This is a genomic window from Methyloligella solikamskensis (assembly GCF_042676065.1).
Classification (GTDB): Bacteria; Pseudomonadota; Alphaproteobacteria; order Rhizobiales; family Methyloligellaceae; genus Methyloligella; species Methyloligella solikamskensis.
The window spans coordinates 2416793-2428758 of sequence record NZ_JBHTJO010000001.1 but is presented as its reverse complement, the minus strand read 5'-3'; the positions used below and the strand labels follow the sequence as shown (position 1 = coordinate 2428758).

Here is an 11966-nt window from a genome sequence, read left to right as displayed (position 1 = left end):
GGGGTGAGGGGGGACGGATCCGGTCTTTTTCTCCCCCTCACCCGGATGCTGCGCATCCGACCTCTCCCCGGCGGGGAGAGGTGAAGGAGCCGTGCCAACCGGCTTGGCATCCAGCGCATCAGCGACCTGCGCCACGTAGCGGCGGAGCAGGGGAGAGAGATAGGCGTCGACAACCGCCGTGTCGCCGCGGCCAACCAGCTTCACCAGAGGGCTGACATTGTGGCTGGCGGAGATTTGGGCGAACCCCATCTCCCGGGCGAGATCCGCCGCCTGCCGCTCATGCGCGGGATGGGCATAGGAATGCATGAAGAGAATAGCGACGGCGTTGATGCCGTCCGCTTTCGCCGCTTCGAGCGCCTCCCGCGTCGCATCCATGTCGAGCGGGGTTTCCACCGTGCCGTCGGCCCGGACGCGTTCGGGCAGGGCGGCCACGCTCGCATACAGCATCGACGGCTTCTCGATATTCAGGGCGAAGATCTTGGGCCGCGCCTGATAGCCGATCTCCAGCGCATCGGCGAAGCCCTCGCTGGTGAGTAGCAGAACCTGGTCGCCCTTCCGCTCGAGCAGCGCGTTGGTGGCGACCGTGGTCCCCATCTTCACGCTCTCGATGTTTCCGGTGGCAAGCGGTTCGTCACGCGACACGCCTATGATATCGGCGATGCCGGCGATCGCGGCATCCTTATAGGCTTCGGGGTTCTCCGACAGCAGCTTCGCGGTGACCAGCGATCCGTCGGGCCTCCGCGCCACGATATCGGTGAAGGTGCCGCCCCGGTCGATGAAGAACTGCCATTTGCCGCGCGATGTCATCGGTCTGAGTTAAACAGCTCGCGCTGCGATGCAAAGCCGCAATGCTGAATTTTGCGCATCGATCCGGGCCTCGCGCCCGGCATGCCCCGCGACATTCTGGCAGCAGGGGCTCAATTGACTTATAGTCAATAGGAGCATAAGCATGGGGCTTCAACCCTAGCCAGTGAAGGAGAGAGACGATGTTGGCACTCAACGACGCGATCTATCTCGGCCTGTCCGCCGTGGTGATGTGTTGGGTCGGGAATCATCTCTTCCACAGCTGGAGCAACCTGCTTGCGGAAAGGCTCCGGGAGCGGCGTCTGGTTGCGGATGATATCAGCCGGCAATTCGTGACACGCCTATTGCTGTTTTCCGCCAGCTTCGCGCTGATCATGATCGGCTATGGCAGCAGAAGCGAAGCTTTCAGAGACCTACTCGTCGGCTCGCTGAGCAAGGTCGGTATGCTTCTGGCCCTGATGGGCATCCTCCAATATTTCGTGCTGGAGGAGATCAAGAAATACGGTCGCGAGAAACCGCAGCTGCCGGGGACCCAAAGCCAAACGGATTGGGGCTCTGGTTCCCCATAGCCGATAAGACTTGAAGTGCAGCCTGCGGATCATTCCGCAGGCGGCTTTTCATCAAGCGATCCGTTTGCAGCCCTTCGCATATTGCTTCCAGCGCCGCACATAGACATCGGCGCCCCGCGCAATCATCTCCCGGGTCTTGGCATCCGCCTCGCGGATCTGCTTTGCCGGTGCGCCGAGGATCACCGAATTGTCCGGAAACTCCTTGCCTTCGGTGACCAGCGCGCCGGCGCCCACCAGGCAATTCTTGCCTATTCTAGCGCCGTTCAGGACGATTGCCCCCATACCGATCAAGCTGTTGTCGCCGATGGTGCAGCCATGCAGCACGACGTTATGGCCGATCACGCAGTCCTTCCCGATGGTGACGGGGAAACCCGGGTCCGTATGCACCGTGGAATTGTCCTGGATCTGCGAGCGTTCGCCGATCTCGATCCACTCATTGTCGCCGCGCAGCACCGAGCCCCACCAGATGCTGGTGTCGGATTTCATGCGGATCTTGCCCACCGCGGTCGCCGTCTCAGCCACCCAGTAGAGGCCGTCTTCGGGGAATTCGGGGCTGATGCCGTCGAGCTCGTAGATCGCCATGAATGCTCCTGTGCCGTGCTTGGAAACGTCAGCCGGTTCTAGCCCAAATGAGGGGGGAGTCGCGAGAGGGCTTGTAAGCTTCGACCGCCCTCGGTAAGACCCAGCGGATATATTTCTTCCGTAATGGCTGGCCAAAGCACATGAGCACCAAAGCTGATACCCCTGAGCATCCGCTCGCCAAGCGCGGCAGCAACAACCCGCTGGCGATCTTCATCACCGCGCTCAGCGCCGCCATCTGCCTGGCCATCTCCTTCGGCCTGGTGTTCGAGGCCTTCGCCGTGGCCGCCGGCGGCCTGTTCGATTTCGGCGAGACCTATCTCTGGGTCACCGGCGTGGTGATCGGCGCCATTACCCTGTGGCTTTTCGTGTGGTGCCTGGTGCGCGCGCTCCATGTCGAGCGGCGCTTGCGGGCAGGTCTGGACGTCGATCAGCCGACCTTTGCAATTTTCGGCAATTCCGGCCGAGGAACGCCTGCCACGTCTCAGGAGTAGTCCCCTTGAGAGGCCTGCGCCCGGCGGCAAAAACGTCGGTGCGATGACAGGCAAAAAGCCTTATGCTTCAGCCCAGTTGTGCTTGAGCGAACGTTTCTTGGGGGAGACCCATGTCTATTTGGGGGAAATTGGCCGGCGCGGCAGCGGGGCTGGCCATCGGCGGACCCATCGGCGCCCTTTTGGGCGGCGTCGCGGGCCATTTCGCGATCGACCGCGAGGACCAGGAAACCCCGGCTGAAAACCAGGTCGCCTTCACCGTCGGCGTGATCGCGCTTGGCGCCAAGATGGCCAAGGCCGATGGCGTCGTGACCATGGATGAGGTCACCGCCTTCAAGGAGGTCTTCAAGGTGCCCGAGGGTGAGATGCGCAACGTGGCGCGCGTCTTCAATCTCGCCAAACAGGATGTCTCAGGCTACGAGGCCTATGCCGAGCAGCTCGCGTCCATGTTCAAGGGCAACCAGAAGCTCCTGGAAGACGTGCTGGAAGGGCTCTTCCACATCGCCAAGGCCGACGATTCCGTCCATCCGCGGGAGGAGAACTTCCTGCGCCAGGTGGCCAAGCGCTTCGGCTTCTCCGACAGCCATTTCGATTATATCCGGGCTCGCCACGTGGTGGCCGAGCGGCGCAACCCGTACGAGGTTCTGGGCGTCGATCCAAGCATCGGCAACGATGCGCTGAAGGCCCATTACCGCAAGCTCGTCGCGGACAACCATCCCGACAAGCTGCTGGCCCGCGGCGTGCCGCCGGAGTTCATCAACATCGCCACCGAGAAGCTCGCGGCGATCAACGAATCCTACGATGCCATCGCCAAAGAGCGGCGCATCTAGCTTGGCTTTCCGCTTGCCAGGATATGGAAGGGCAGGGCGTCCATGACGGCTGCGCCCGACAGCCCGCTCGCCGAATGGCGCGCCTCGCCCAATGTCGAGCCGCGCCGCGAAGGCCGCACGCCCGACATGCTCATCCTGCATTACACGGGCATGGCGAGCGCCCAGGAGGCGCTGGACTGGCTGACGACGGAAGAGTCCAAGGTTTCAGCCCATTATCTCGTCGATGAGAATGGCCGGATCACCCAGATGGTGCCGGAGGAGATGCGCGCTTGGCACGCGGGCCAGAGCCTCTGGGCCGGCGAGACCGACCTCAATTCCTGCTCCATCGGCATCGAGATCCACAACACCGGCCATCCCGCCAAGGGTGAGGAGGGCGAGCTGCCCGCCTATCCGGAAGTCCAGATGCAGGCCGTCGAAGCTCTTTGCCGCGATATCCTCACCCGCCACGCAATTCCGCCGACCCGGGTGCTCGCCCATTCCGATATCGCGCCGACCCGTAAGAAGGACCCGGGCGAGACCTTCGACTGGGGCAGGCTCCATGCGGCCGGCATCGGCCATTGGGTCGAGCCCGCGGCAATCGGCGACGATCTGGGCATGGAGACCGGCGACGAAGGCGCGCGCGTCCAGGAGCTTCAGGAAGCGCTCAGCGCTTATGGCTACGGGCTCGAGATCACCAGCACCTACGGCCGCGGGCTCGAAAATGTCGTGAGCGCGTTCCAGCGCCATTTCCGCCCCGAGCGAATTGACGGCCGGGCCGACAACTCGACCATCGAGACCCTCCAGCGGCTGCTGGAAACCGCGCCGAAAGCGTAAGCGCGGCGTCTCGCCGGGCGAGCTGCTGCAAACTTGAAAAAGGGGAAGGGGAGGCAAGGACCCGCCGACTTGGGAGGGGGCGGAGGCGGGCCCTTGCCGAGAAAGCGGCTTGGGGGTTGCCGCTCATCAACTTGTACGGGGGAGCCTCGAGACTGGATCTCCGGGAAGACCCTATTCGAGGGTTTGGTAGTATTTCTCTGCCCGGGCGATATTCGGCTCGGGCGTTTCCATGAATTTCGCCTTGGCTTCCTCGCTGCCGAAGCAATAGCGCATGCCGCCGATCTCTTCGTAGATTGCGCAATCGGTCTGGATTGTCTTCTCGCTAGCCAGGCCCATGGCGCACATGGCGTCGTATTTATACATCGAGGCCGTAGCCAGGAGCGTCGAGCCGAGCAGCAGCGCGGCGCCGATCGCCGAGGTTATGTAGGCTTTGATCATTTACGCCTCCGGTCGATCCGAAATTGCCCAATTTATTGAGCCGACATTAGCCGTGCCAGGCGGCGAAGGCTTTTCACATCACCCCAACAATTTGTGATCGGTTCAAAAGCCCCGGCTGGCCTGGCTTCAGCGGCGCTTAACTTGACGGAAACGCGGCGTACGCCCTTATTAGACGTGTCAGAAAGCCGGATGGCCGCTCCGCCTCGTGAGTATTTTGTCGGGCGGAGAGGAAAGTCCGGGCTCCATGGAAAGCACGGTGCCGGATAACCTCCGGCGGGGGCGACCCCAGGGAAAGTGCCACAGAAAGCAAACCGCCCTTCGAAGCGCTCCGGAAGGAGTGCGAAGAAGGGTAAGGGTGAAAGGGTGCGGTAAGAGCGCACCGCGCGCGCCGGCAACGGCCGCGGCACGGTAAACCCCACCGGGAGCAAGACCAAATAGGGGCGGCGTGAACGGTTTGCCGTTCAGGTCCGCTTCCAGACCAGCCGCCCGGGTTGGTTGCTCGAGGCGTGCCGCAAGGCACGTCCCAGATGAATGGCCATCGCCGCGAAAGCGGTACAGAACCCGGCTTATAGGCTTCCTGACATGATAAGGCCGGCGCGAGGGCAATTCCCTCCGCCGGCCGCCAATTTCTCACAGCACAGCATGAGCGAACCGCTCGACCGGCAAACAAAAAAAGGCCGGCGGGGAGGTGAATCCCGCACCGGCCAAATCTCTAGAGGTTGTGGGCCGAAGGCCTGAGCCGCGACTCTGCCTTCAGGCCACCTCCAGAGCGCGCGCTTTATAGTTTCTACGCCGCTGCCTTCACTTCGGATTTTGCGAGGTCGAAGCGGTCGGCGTTCATCACTTTGGTCCAGGCCGCCACGAAGTCGCGCACGAACTTCTCCTTGGCATCTTCCTGGCCGTAGACCTCGGCCAGCGCCCGCAGTTGCGAGTTCGAGCCGAAGATGAGGTCGGCCCGGGTCGCGGTCCATTTTATGGCGCCCGTCGCCCGGTCGCGGCCTTCGAAGGTGTCTTCATCCTCGTCCGTCGGCTTCCACTCCGTGGCCATGTCGAGGACGTTGACGAAGAAGTCGTTGCTCAGGGTCTCGGGCCGGTCGGTGAAAACGCCATGCTGGGCAGAGCCGTAATTGGCTTTCAGCGCCCGCATGCCGCCGACCAGAACCGTCATCTCCGGGGCGGTGAGGCCGAGGAGCTGGGCCTTGTCGATCAGCAGCTCTTCCGTCGAGACCGTGTACTTGGCCTTCTGGTAGTTCCGGAAGCCGTCCGCCATGGGCTCAAGCACGTCGAACGATTCCGCGTCCGTCTGCTCTTCCGTGGCGTCCATGCGGCCCGGGGCGAAGGGAACGGTGACGTTGTAGCCGCCCTTCTTCGCGGCCTCTTCGACGCCCACGCAGCCGCCGAGCACGATCAGATCGGCGAGGGAGACTTTCTTGCCGCCGGAAGCGGAGGCGTTGAAGTCCTGCTGAATGCCCTCGTAGATCTCCAGCACCTTGGCGAGTTCTGCCGGTTCGTTGACCTCCCAATCCTTCTGGGGGGCGAGACGGATCCGCGCGCCGTTCGCGCCGCCACGCTTGTCGGAGCCGCGGAAGGTCGAAGCCGAGGCCCACGCCGTCTTCGTCAGCTGCGCGATGGACAGGCCGGAATCCAGGATCTTCGCCTTAAGCGCAGCGATGTCCGTATCGTCGATCAGCGGATGATCGACTTCCGGGATCGGGTCTTGCCAGATGAAATCCTCTTCCGGCACTTCAGGCCCGAGATAGCGGGATTTCGGTCCCATGTCGCGATGGGTCAGCTTGAACCAGGCCCGGGCGAAGGCGTCCGCGAACTCTTCCGGGTTGGCATGGAAGTGACGCGAGATCTTCTCGTAGTCCGGGTCCATCTTCATGGCCATGTCGGCCGTGGACATCATGAGCGGTACGCGCTTGCTGGGATCGGAAGCGTCGGGCGCCATGTCCTCTTCCTTCAGATCCTTCGCGTGCCACTGCCACGCGCCGGCAGGACTCTGACCGAGCTCCCACTCGTAGCCGAACAGAAGGTCGAAATAGCCCATGTCCCACTTGGTCGGGTTGGTCGTCCACGCGCCTTCCAGGCCGCTCGTGATGGTGTCGCTGCCGATGCCGCTCTTCCACGTGGAGAGCCAGCCGAAGCCCATGGCTTCGATGCCTTCCGCTTCCGGCTCGGGACCGACCTGGTCCACCGGACCCGCGCCATGGGTCTTGCCGAAGGTGTGGCCGCCGGCGGTGAGCGCGACGGTCTCGTAATCGTTCATGGCCATGCGGGCGAAGGTCTCGCGGATGTCCTTGGCCGAGGCCAGGGGATCGGGCTGCCCGTCGGGGCCCTCCGGGTTCACGTAGATGAGGCCCATCTGCACGGCTGCGAGCGGGTTCTCCAGCTCGCGATCTTCCGAATAGCGCGCCTGGGCATGGTCGGAGTTGGCAAGCCACTCGTCCTCGGCGCCCCAATAGATGTCCTCTTCCGGCTCGTAGATATCCTCGCGGCCGCCGGCGAACCCGGTGGTCTTGCCGCCCATGGATTCGATGGCGCAATTGCCCGCCAGGATGAACAGGTCGGCCCAGGAAAGCTTGTTGCCGTATTTCTGCTTGATCGGCCAAAGCAGACGGCGCGCCTTGTCCAGATTGCCGTTATCAGGCCAGCTGTTCAGCGGCGCGAAACGCTGGGTGCCCGAACCGCCGCCGCCGCGGCCGTCCGCCGTGCGGTAGGTGCCGGCGCTGTGCCAGGCCATGCGGATGAAGAGACCGCCGTAATGACCAAAATCGGCCGGCCACCAAGCCTGGCTGTCGGTCATCAGCGCGTAAAGATCTTCCTTCACGGCCTGCAGATCGAGGGTCTTGAATGCTTCGGCGTAATTGAAATCCGCACCGAGAGGATCGGTCTTCGCCGAGTTCTGGCTGAGGATCTTCAGGTTCAGCTGGTTCGGCCACCAATCGCGGTTCGAGCGCATGCCGATATTCGTAATCCCATGCGCGACCGGGCAACCGCCCGCTTTGTCGACTTTCGCGTCCATCATACTCTCCCGTGTTAGCTATCGAGTGGTCTTTTACCCGCGCTTTGAGTTGGCAATGTGCGCGCCGGGCCTGATAAGTGCAAATTGCTTTTACCCTCAGTATTGATAAGCTGAGCTTATGATAACTCTACGACAGCTTCGCTATCTGCGCGCCCTCGCTCAGCACGGCCATTTCGGCCGGGCGGCCGATGCCTGCGCAGTCTCCCAGCCGGCGCTCAGCATGCAGATCAAGGAGCTGGAGAAGGAGCTGGGCGTAGCGCTGGTGGAGCGCAGCCATCGCGATTTCCGGCTGACCGGGGAGGGGCGGGAGGTCGCCCGGCGCGCGGAAGATATCCTGCTCCAGGTGCGCGATCTCACCGATTATGCAGCCGAGCGCAGAAGCGACCTCGGCACGAGCCTCACCCTGGGCGTGATCCCAACTGTCGGGCCGTATTTCCTCCCCGGCGTCCTGCCGCGCCTGCAGCGGCAATATCCGAAGCTGGAACTGCGCCTTCACGAGACGCGCACCGAGACCCTGGTGGAGGGTTTGCTCGGCGGCGATCTCGATGCGGCGATTCTCGCTCTGCCGGTTCCCGATCCGCAGCTTGAGAGCATGCCGCTCTTCGAGGACCGGTTTCTCTATGTGACCGGCGACGAGACGGAGCCCCGCCGCGCGGTCCGGCTTGAGGATCTGCAGGCCGAGCAGCTGCTTCTTCTGGAGGAGGGGCACTGCCTGCGCGACCAGGCCCTTGCCCTGTGCAGTGCCGCCCAGCCGGCGGCCATGCGCCGTTTCGGCGCCACCAGTCTCGCCACCTTGCTGCAGATGGTCGCCAGCGGCTACGGCACGACCCTGGTGCCGGAGATCGCCGTGCAGGCGGAGGTGAAGCCCCAATCGGGGCTCAAGATGATCCGCTTCAAGGCGCCCGAGCCCTCCCGCACCATCGGGCTGACCTGGCGGGCGAGCTCGCCCCGCAAGCCACAGATGCGCAAGCTCGGCAAATTGATGAAGGAGACTTGGGCGGCCTATGGCGCAACTCCGGCGAAGGCGCCGGTTGCGGTCTAGCGCTTCACCGAGCTCGAGGGCTCGCTGAGGGAAGCCTGGTTCCGCCCGTCCAGGAAGTCGTCCAGAATCTGCAGGGTCTGCTCCGGCTGCTCCTCCTGGGGAATGTGGCCGCAGGATTTCACGAGCTGGAAGTCGGAGTTGGGCATGTTCCGCCGCAGCTTCAGCCCGATATCCATGGGCACGATCTTATCGTGGTCGCACCACATGATCAGGGTCGGCAGCTGGATGGTGTTGTAGCGGGCGGCGATCTCGTCGAGATCCGGCGGCACGATCTGCCGCGCGCTATGGATCACCGCATACTTCCCCGCCGCTGTTCGCAAGGGCGCCGTATAGGCCTCCAGGGTCTCGTCGGTGATCTTGCTCTCATCGTAATAGGCGAGCTTCAGCGCCACCGAGACCTGCATGCTGGCGGGCACCATCCGAACGCTTAAGTGGGACAGGCCGGGCACGCCAAGCAGCTTGAAGAAGACTGGGATCTTCTGAGGATAGGCGATCGTGTCGATCAGCACGAGCTTGGAGATGCGCCCCTTCAGCCGGCCGTCCGCCTGGAGCGCGAGCGCTAGCGCCACGCCCCCGCCGAAGGAATGGCCGACCAAGGTGACGTCGCGCAGATCCTCCCGCTCCATCAGCTCCGCCAGGAGCTCCGCCTGGTCCATGGCCGAGTAGCGCTCGTCGTAAGGCTTGTCCGACTGGCCGAAGCCCTTCATGTCGACGGCGATCACCCGGTGCTTGCGGGCGAGGCCGGGCATGATGTGCTGCCAGGTATAGGTGCTGGAGCCGAAGCCGTGGATCAGCAGCACCGGGGAGCCCGTGCCGGTATCGCTGTAATAGAGGCGGACAGGGGAGTCCGGCGGGCCGAGCCGCGCATAGCCGCCCCCATTTGGCGAAGCGTCAGCCATGTCGCAAGCCATGCCGCAAACCGCCGTCACCATGAAAGCGACGACGACCCATCGGAACATGCCTGAATACGGTTTGGGCGTGCTCACCTGCCAAAGTCCAATCGCCGATGACGATCCCGTCTGCTGAAAGGCCGTAGCGCGTCGTGGCGCGACCTTTCGAATCTCGATGACTGACCGTGTCCCGGTCAGCAGCGGTCCTCAATACCCCCGTTCGCCTCATCCCGACAAATCATTTGGCCCGAACCATGGCGGTGGCCATCCCGGAACGCCCGCAGGAGGGGCGCATTGACCCCGCAAGAATCCGCGCTTTACCCATGCTTAACCATTGACCCCCATGAAATCCCATGCTATCCCATAAATGCCCGTTCGGTACTGAGGTTGGGAGGGGCCGGCAGCATCCTTCAGGCCACGAGGAATGCGCTGCTCCTCCCAGCTCTCAATCTCGAGAAACGGGTAGCCCACCTCGGCTCAGTTCGAAGTTCTGAAGTCACCGCGTCGCTGAGGACCAAGAGGGGGAGATGGACAGTTTTGTTTCGTCCTTCACCAATCGGATCGACAGCAAGGGACGTGTCTCCGTTCCGGCCTCTTTCCGAACGATCCTCGCCCAAGAGGGCTTCGACGGAATCTATTGCTATCCATCGCTTGACCGGCCCGCGCTCGATGGCGGCGGTCAGCGATTGGTCGACCAGATCGACAGGCTTATCGGCGAGCTCGCGCCGTATTCCGACGAGCACGATTACCTCGCGACCGCCCTTTACGGCACCAGCGACAAGCTTTCAGTCGATGGGGACGGCCGCACCATCATACCGGAGCGTCTGCGCAAGCATGCCGGTATCGAGGACATGGTCACCTTTGTAGGCATGGGCCCGAAGTTCCAGATGTGGGAGCCGGGCCGGTTCGAAGAGTACATGGCGGAGTCGCAGCGGCAAGCGCGCGATCTGCGGACTTTACTCGGCGCGGGACGGAAAGACGGCGGACCTGCGAGTACACGGGAATGATGGCGGGCCACGGCGAGGGAGCCGTTGGCGGACCGGCCCGCCACATTCCCGTGATGCTTTCGGAGGTGATCGAAAACCTCCATCCCACCAGCGGTGAGACGATCATCGACGGCACGTTCGGGGCCGGCGGCTACACCCGCGCAATCCTGGAGGCCGCCGACTGCAACGTCGTCGCCATCGACCGCGACCCCCGCGCCATCGCAGGCGGGGAAGCCCTCGCGGAAGAATTTCCAGACAAGCTCAAGCTCACCCTCGGCCGTTTCGCCGAGATGGAGCAAATCGCAGAAGCGCTTGATATCGAGGCCGTAAACGGGATCGTCCTCGACCTCGGCGTTTCCTCCATGCAGCTCGACGAGGCGGAGCGCGGCTTCTCCTTCATGCAGGACGGACCGCTGGACATGCGGATGGGCGCATCGGGCCCCACCGCCGCCGAGATCGTCAATGAGCGGCCCGAGAAAGAAATCGCCGACATCCTGTTTCAGCTGGGCGAGGAGCGCCGCTCCCGCGCGATCGCCAAGGCCATCGTGGCCGCGCGCGCCGAGGCACCCATCGAACGCACCGGACAGCTTGCCGATCTCGTGGAGAAGGTGCTGGGCCGCAAGCGGGACGAGGCGAAGCACCCCGCGACCCGCACGTTTCAAGCCCTGCGCCTCTATCTCAATGCGGAGCTTGCCGAGCTTGCCGAGGGGCTTTCGGCGGCCGAACGGCTGCTGGCGCCGGGCGGCCGGCTCGTAGTGGTGACGTTCCATTCCCTGGAGGACCGAATCGCAAAACGATTCTTCGCCAGCCGAAGCAAGCCGGAGCCGAAGGGCTCGCGCCATATGCCCGATTCCGGCGAGCGCGGTCCGGCGCCAAGCTTCGAGCTGCCGAGCCGCAAGCCCATCGGCCCGTCCAAGCAGGAAATCCAAGGAAATCCGCGGTCCCGCTCTGCGCGGCTCAGAGCCGGGATCCGCACCGAAGCCCCGGCCCACCGGAGCGATCTTGCCGCACTTGGCCTGCCCGCTCTCGCAACACCTGCTTAAGGGCTTGGCTGTAGGCTCGGTTAAAATTCGTCTCGAATTGTTTCGTTGGTTCGTTCGATGCTGCGTTTCGTCAATATCTGTCTTCTGCTCGGCCTCGTGGCCCTCGCCTACGTAATCTACGAGGTGAAGTACGAGGCGCGTGCTCTCGATCACGACATCGCCGTGCTGCACAACCAGATCGACGAGGAGCGCGATTCCATCGCCGTTCTCCGCGCTGAATGGAGCCTGCTGAACCGGCCTGCGCGCATCGAGCGCCTGGCCAAGAAGTTTCTCAATCTGCATGCGGCCAACCCGCGCCAGCTGCTCACCCTGGACACGGTCGCCCAGGCCGAGTTCGACCGGAAGCTGACCGTCTCCTCACCAGAGGACGAGGGCGCGCCGGTTGAGCCGGGCGACGATGTGCCGGACTACGTGAAGCTGCTGCAGAACACAGACGACGAATAGGGAAGAGCGCTG

14 protein-coding genes and 1 other RNA gene are annotated in these 11966 nt (G+C 63.5%); 10 read left to right on the top strand and 5 right to left on the bottom strand.

What is annotated here, in order from left to right:
* A partial coding sequence (locus ACFQ2F_RS11710) for a hydantoinase/oxoprolinase N-terminal domain-containing protein (RefSeq protein ID WP_379090046.1) occupies nt 1-807 on the bottom strand: 807 nt, incomplete at its 3' end.
* A gap of 179 nt (nt 808-986) precedes the next feature.
* On the opposite strand from ACFQ2F_RS11710, the gene ACFQ2F_RS11705 reads away from it, so the two are divergent.
* A complete protein-coding gene (locus ACFQ2F_RS11705) occupies nt 987-1373 on the top strand; it encodes a hypothetical protein (protein ID WP_379090044.1) in 387 nt (128 codons plus the stop codon).
* 51 nt (nt 1374-1424) lie between these two features.
* Here the strand turns inward: ACFQ2F_RS11705 and ACFQ2F_RS11700 are convergent, their stop codons facing one another.
* Complete coding sequence (locus ACFQ2F_RS11700; protein WP_379090042.1) at nt 1425-1955, bottom strand: gamma carbonic anhydrase family protein; 531 nt, start codon at nt 1953-1955, stop codon at nt 1425-1427.
* Nucleotides 1956-2095: 140 nt separating this feature from the next.
* On the opposite strand from ACFQ2F_RS11700, the gene ACFQ2F_RS11695 reads away from it, so the two are divergent.
* The 3 genes from ACFQ2F_RS11695 (at nt 2096) to ACFQ2F_RS11685 (ending at nt 4086) form a co-directional block, all read left to right on the top strand.
* Nucleotides 2096-2446, top strand: coding sequence for a hypothetical protein (locus tag ACFQ2F_RS11695; RefSeq protein ID WP_379090040.1), 351 nt, complete (start codon nt 2096-2098; stop codon nt 2444-2446).
* Nucleotides 2447-2556: 110 nt separating this feature from the next.
* Complete coding sequence (locus ACFQ2F_RS11690; protein WP_379090038.1) at nt 2557-3273, top strand: TerB family tellurite resistance protein; 717 nt, start codon at nt 2557-2559, stop codon at nt 3271-3273.
* Between the two features lie 42 nt (nt 3274-3315).
* On the top strand, nt 3316-4086 hold the full coding sequence (locus ACFQ2F_RS11685; protein WP_379090036.1) for an N-acetylmuramoyl-L-alanine amidase: 771 nt from the start codon (nt 3316-3318) through the stop codon (nt 4084-4086).
* A 171-nt stretch (nt 4087-4257) separates the two neighbouring features.
* On the opposite strand, the gene ACFQ2F_RS11680 is transcribed toward ACFQ2F_RS11685, so the two are convergent.
* A complete protein-coding gene (locus ACFQ2F_RS11680; protein WP_379090034.1) occupies nt 4258-4524 on the bottom strand; it encodes a hypothetical protein in 267 nt (88 codons plus the stop codon).
* Between the two features lie 177 nt (nt 4525-4701).
* Here ACFQ2F_RS11680 and rnpB point away from each other — a divergent pair.
* An RNA gene (gene rnpB, locus ACFQ2F_RS11675) (RNase P RNA component class A) lies at nt 4702-5109 on the top strand.
* Between the two features lie 202 nt (nt 5110-5311).
* Here the strand turns inward: rnpB and katG are convergent.
* On the bottom strand, nt 5312-7549 hold the full coding sequence (gene katG / locus ACFQ2F_RS11670; RefSeq protein ID WP_379090032.1) for a catalase/peroxidase HPI: 2238 nt from the start codon (nt 7547-7549) through the stop codon (nt 5312-5314).
* 118 nt (nt 7550-7667) lie between these two features.
* Here katG and ACFQ2F_RS11665 point away from each other — a divergent pair, with 118 nt between their 5' ends.
* Nucleotides 7668-8591: a LysR substrate-binding domain-containing protein gene (locus ACFQ2F_RS11665; RefSeq protein WP_379090030.1), complete on the top strand. Its 924-nt coding sequence runs from the start codon at nt 7668-7670 to the stop codon at nt 8589-8591.
* Here the strand turns inward: ACFQ2F_RS11665 and ACFQ2F_RS11660 are convergent.
* Entirely contained in the window at nt 8588-9490 is a 903-nt protein-coding gene (locus ACFQ2F_RS11660) for an alpha/beta fold hydrolase (RefSeq protein WP_379090028.1), read from the bottom strand. The two genes, ACFQ2F_RS11665 and ACFQ2F_RS11660, sit on opposite strands and share 4 nt — an antisense overlap.
* On the opposite strand from ACFQ2F_RS11660, the gene ACFQ2F_RS11655 reads away from it, so the two are divergent.
* The 4 genes from ACFQ2F_RS11655 to ftsL all read left to right on the top strand — a co-directional run bounded on the left by ACFQ2F_RS11655 (nt 9489) and on the right by ftsL (nt 11954).
* Nucleotides 9489-9617: a hypothetical protein gene (locus ACFQ2F_RS11655; RefSeq protein WP_379090026.1), complete on the top strand. Its 129-nt coding sequence runs from the start codon at nt 9489-9491 to the stop codon at nt 9615-9617. The two genes, ACFQ2F_RS11660 and ACFQ2F_RS11655, sit on opposite strands and share 2 nt — an antisense overlap.
* A 391-nt stretch (nt 9618-10008) precedes the next feature.
* Nucleotides 10009-10488: a division/cell wall cluster transcriptional repressor MraZ gene (locus tag ACFQ2F_RS11650; protein WP_379090024.1), complete on the top strand. Its 480-nt coding sequence runs from the start codon at nt 10009-10011 to the stop codon at nt 10486-10488.
* Complete coding sequence (rsmH, locus tag ACFQ2F_RS11645; RefSeq protein WP_379090022.1) at nt 10485-11510, top strand: 16S rRNA (cytosine(1402)-N(4))-methyltransferase RsmH; 1026 nt, start codon at nt 10485-10487, stop codon at nt 11508-11510. The genes ACFQ2F_RS11650 and rsmH overlap by 4 nt, the downstream gene beginning before the upstream one ends.
* A 57-nt stretch (nt 11511-11567) precedes the next feature.
* Entirely contained in the window at nt 11568-11954 is a 387-nt protein-coding gene (gene ftsL / locus ACFQ2F_RS11640) for a cell division protein FtsL (RefSeq protein WP_379090020.1), read from the top strand.
* Nucleotides 11955-11966 lie beyond the last annotated feature (12 nt).

What these genes read in the sequence shown, in the direction of transcription:
- ftsL (WP_379090020.1), top strand. Translation starts at nt 11,568, where the DNA reads ATGCTGCGTTTCGTCAATATCTGTCTTCTGCTCGGCCTCGTGGCCCTC.
- ACFQ2F_RS11705 (WP_379090044.1), top strand. Translation starts at nt 987, where the DNA reads ATGTTGGCACTCAACGACGCGATCTATCTCGGCCTGTCCGCCGTGGTG.
- ACFQ2F_RS11690 (WP_379090038.1), top strand. Translation starts at nt 2,557, where the DNA reads ATGTCTATTTGGGGGAAATTGGCCGGCGCGGCAGCGGGGCTGGCCATC.
- ACFQ2F_RS11680 (WP_379090034.1), bottom strand. Translation starts at nt 4,524, where the DNA reads ATGATCAAAGCCTACATAACCTCGGCGATCGGCGCCGCGCTGCTGCTC.
- katG (WP_379090032.1), bottom strand. Translation starts at nt 7,549, where the DNA reads ATGGACGCGAAAGTCGACAAAGCGGGCGGTTGCCCGGTCGCGCATGGG.
- ACFQ2F_RS11650 (WP_379090024.1), top strand. Translation starts at nt 10,009, where the DNA reads ATGGACAGTTTTGTTTCGTCCTTCACCAATCGGATCGACAGCAAGGGA.
- ACFQ2F_RS11700 (WP_379090042.1), bottom strand. Translation starts at nt 1,955, where the DNA reads ATGGCGATCTACGAGCTCGACGGCATCAGCCCCGAATTCCCCGAAGAC.
- ACFQ2F_RS11665 (WP_379090030.1), top strand. Translation starts at nt 7,668, where the DNA reads ATGATAACTCTACGACAGCTTCGCTATCTGCGCGCCCTCGCTCAGCAC.
- ACFQ2F_RS11660 (WP_379090028.1), bottom strand. Translation starts at nt 9,490, where the DNA reads ATGGCTGACGCTTCGCCAAATGGGGGCGGCTATGCGCGGCTCGGCCCG.
- ACFQ2F_RS11695 (WP_379090040.1), top strand. Translation starts at nt 2,096, where the DNA reads ATGAGCACCAAAGCTGATACCCCTGAGCATCCGCTCGCCAAGCGCGGC.
- ACFQ2F_RS11655 (WP_379090026.1), top strand. Translation starts at nt 9,489, where the DNA reads ATGTCGCAAGCCATGCCGCAAACCGCCGTCACCATGAAAGCGACGACG.
- rsmH (WP_379090022.1), top strand. Translation starts at nt 10,485, where the DNA reads ATGATGGCGGGCCACGGCGAGGGAGCCGTTGGCGGACCGGCCCGCCAC.
- ACFQ2F_RS11685 (WP_379090036.1), top strand. Translation starts at nt 3,316, where the DNA reads ATGACGGCTGCGCCCGACAGCCCGCTCGCCGAATGGCGCGCCTCGCCC.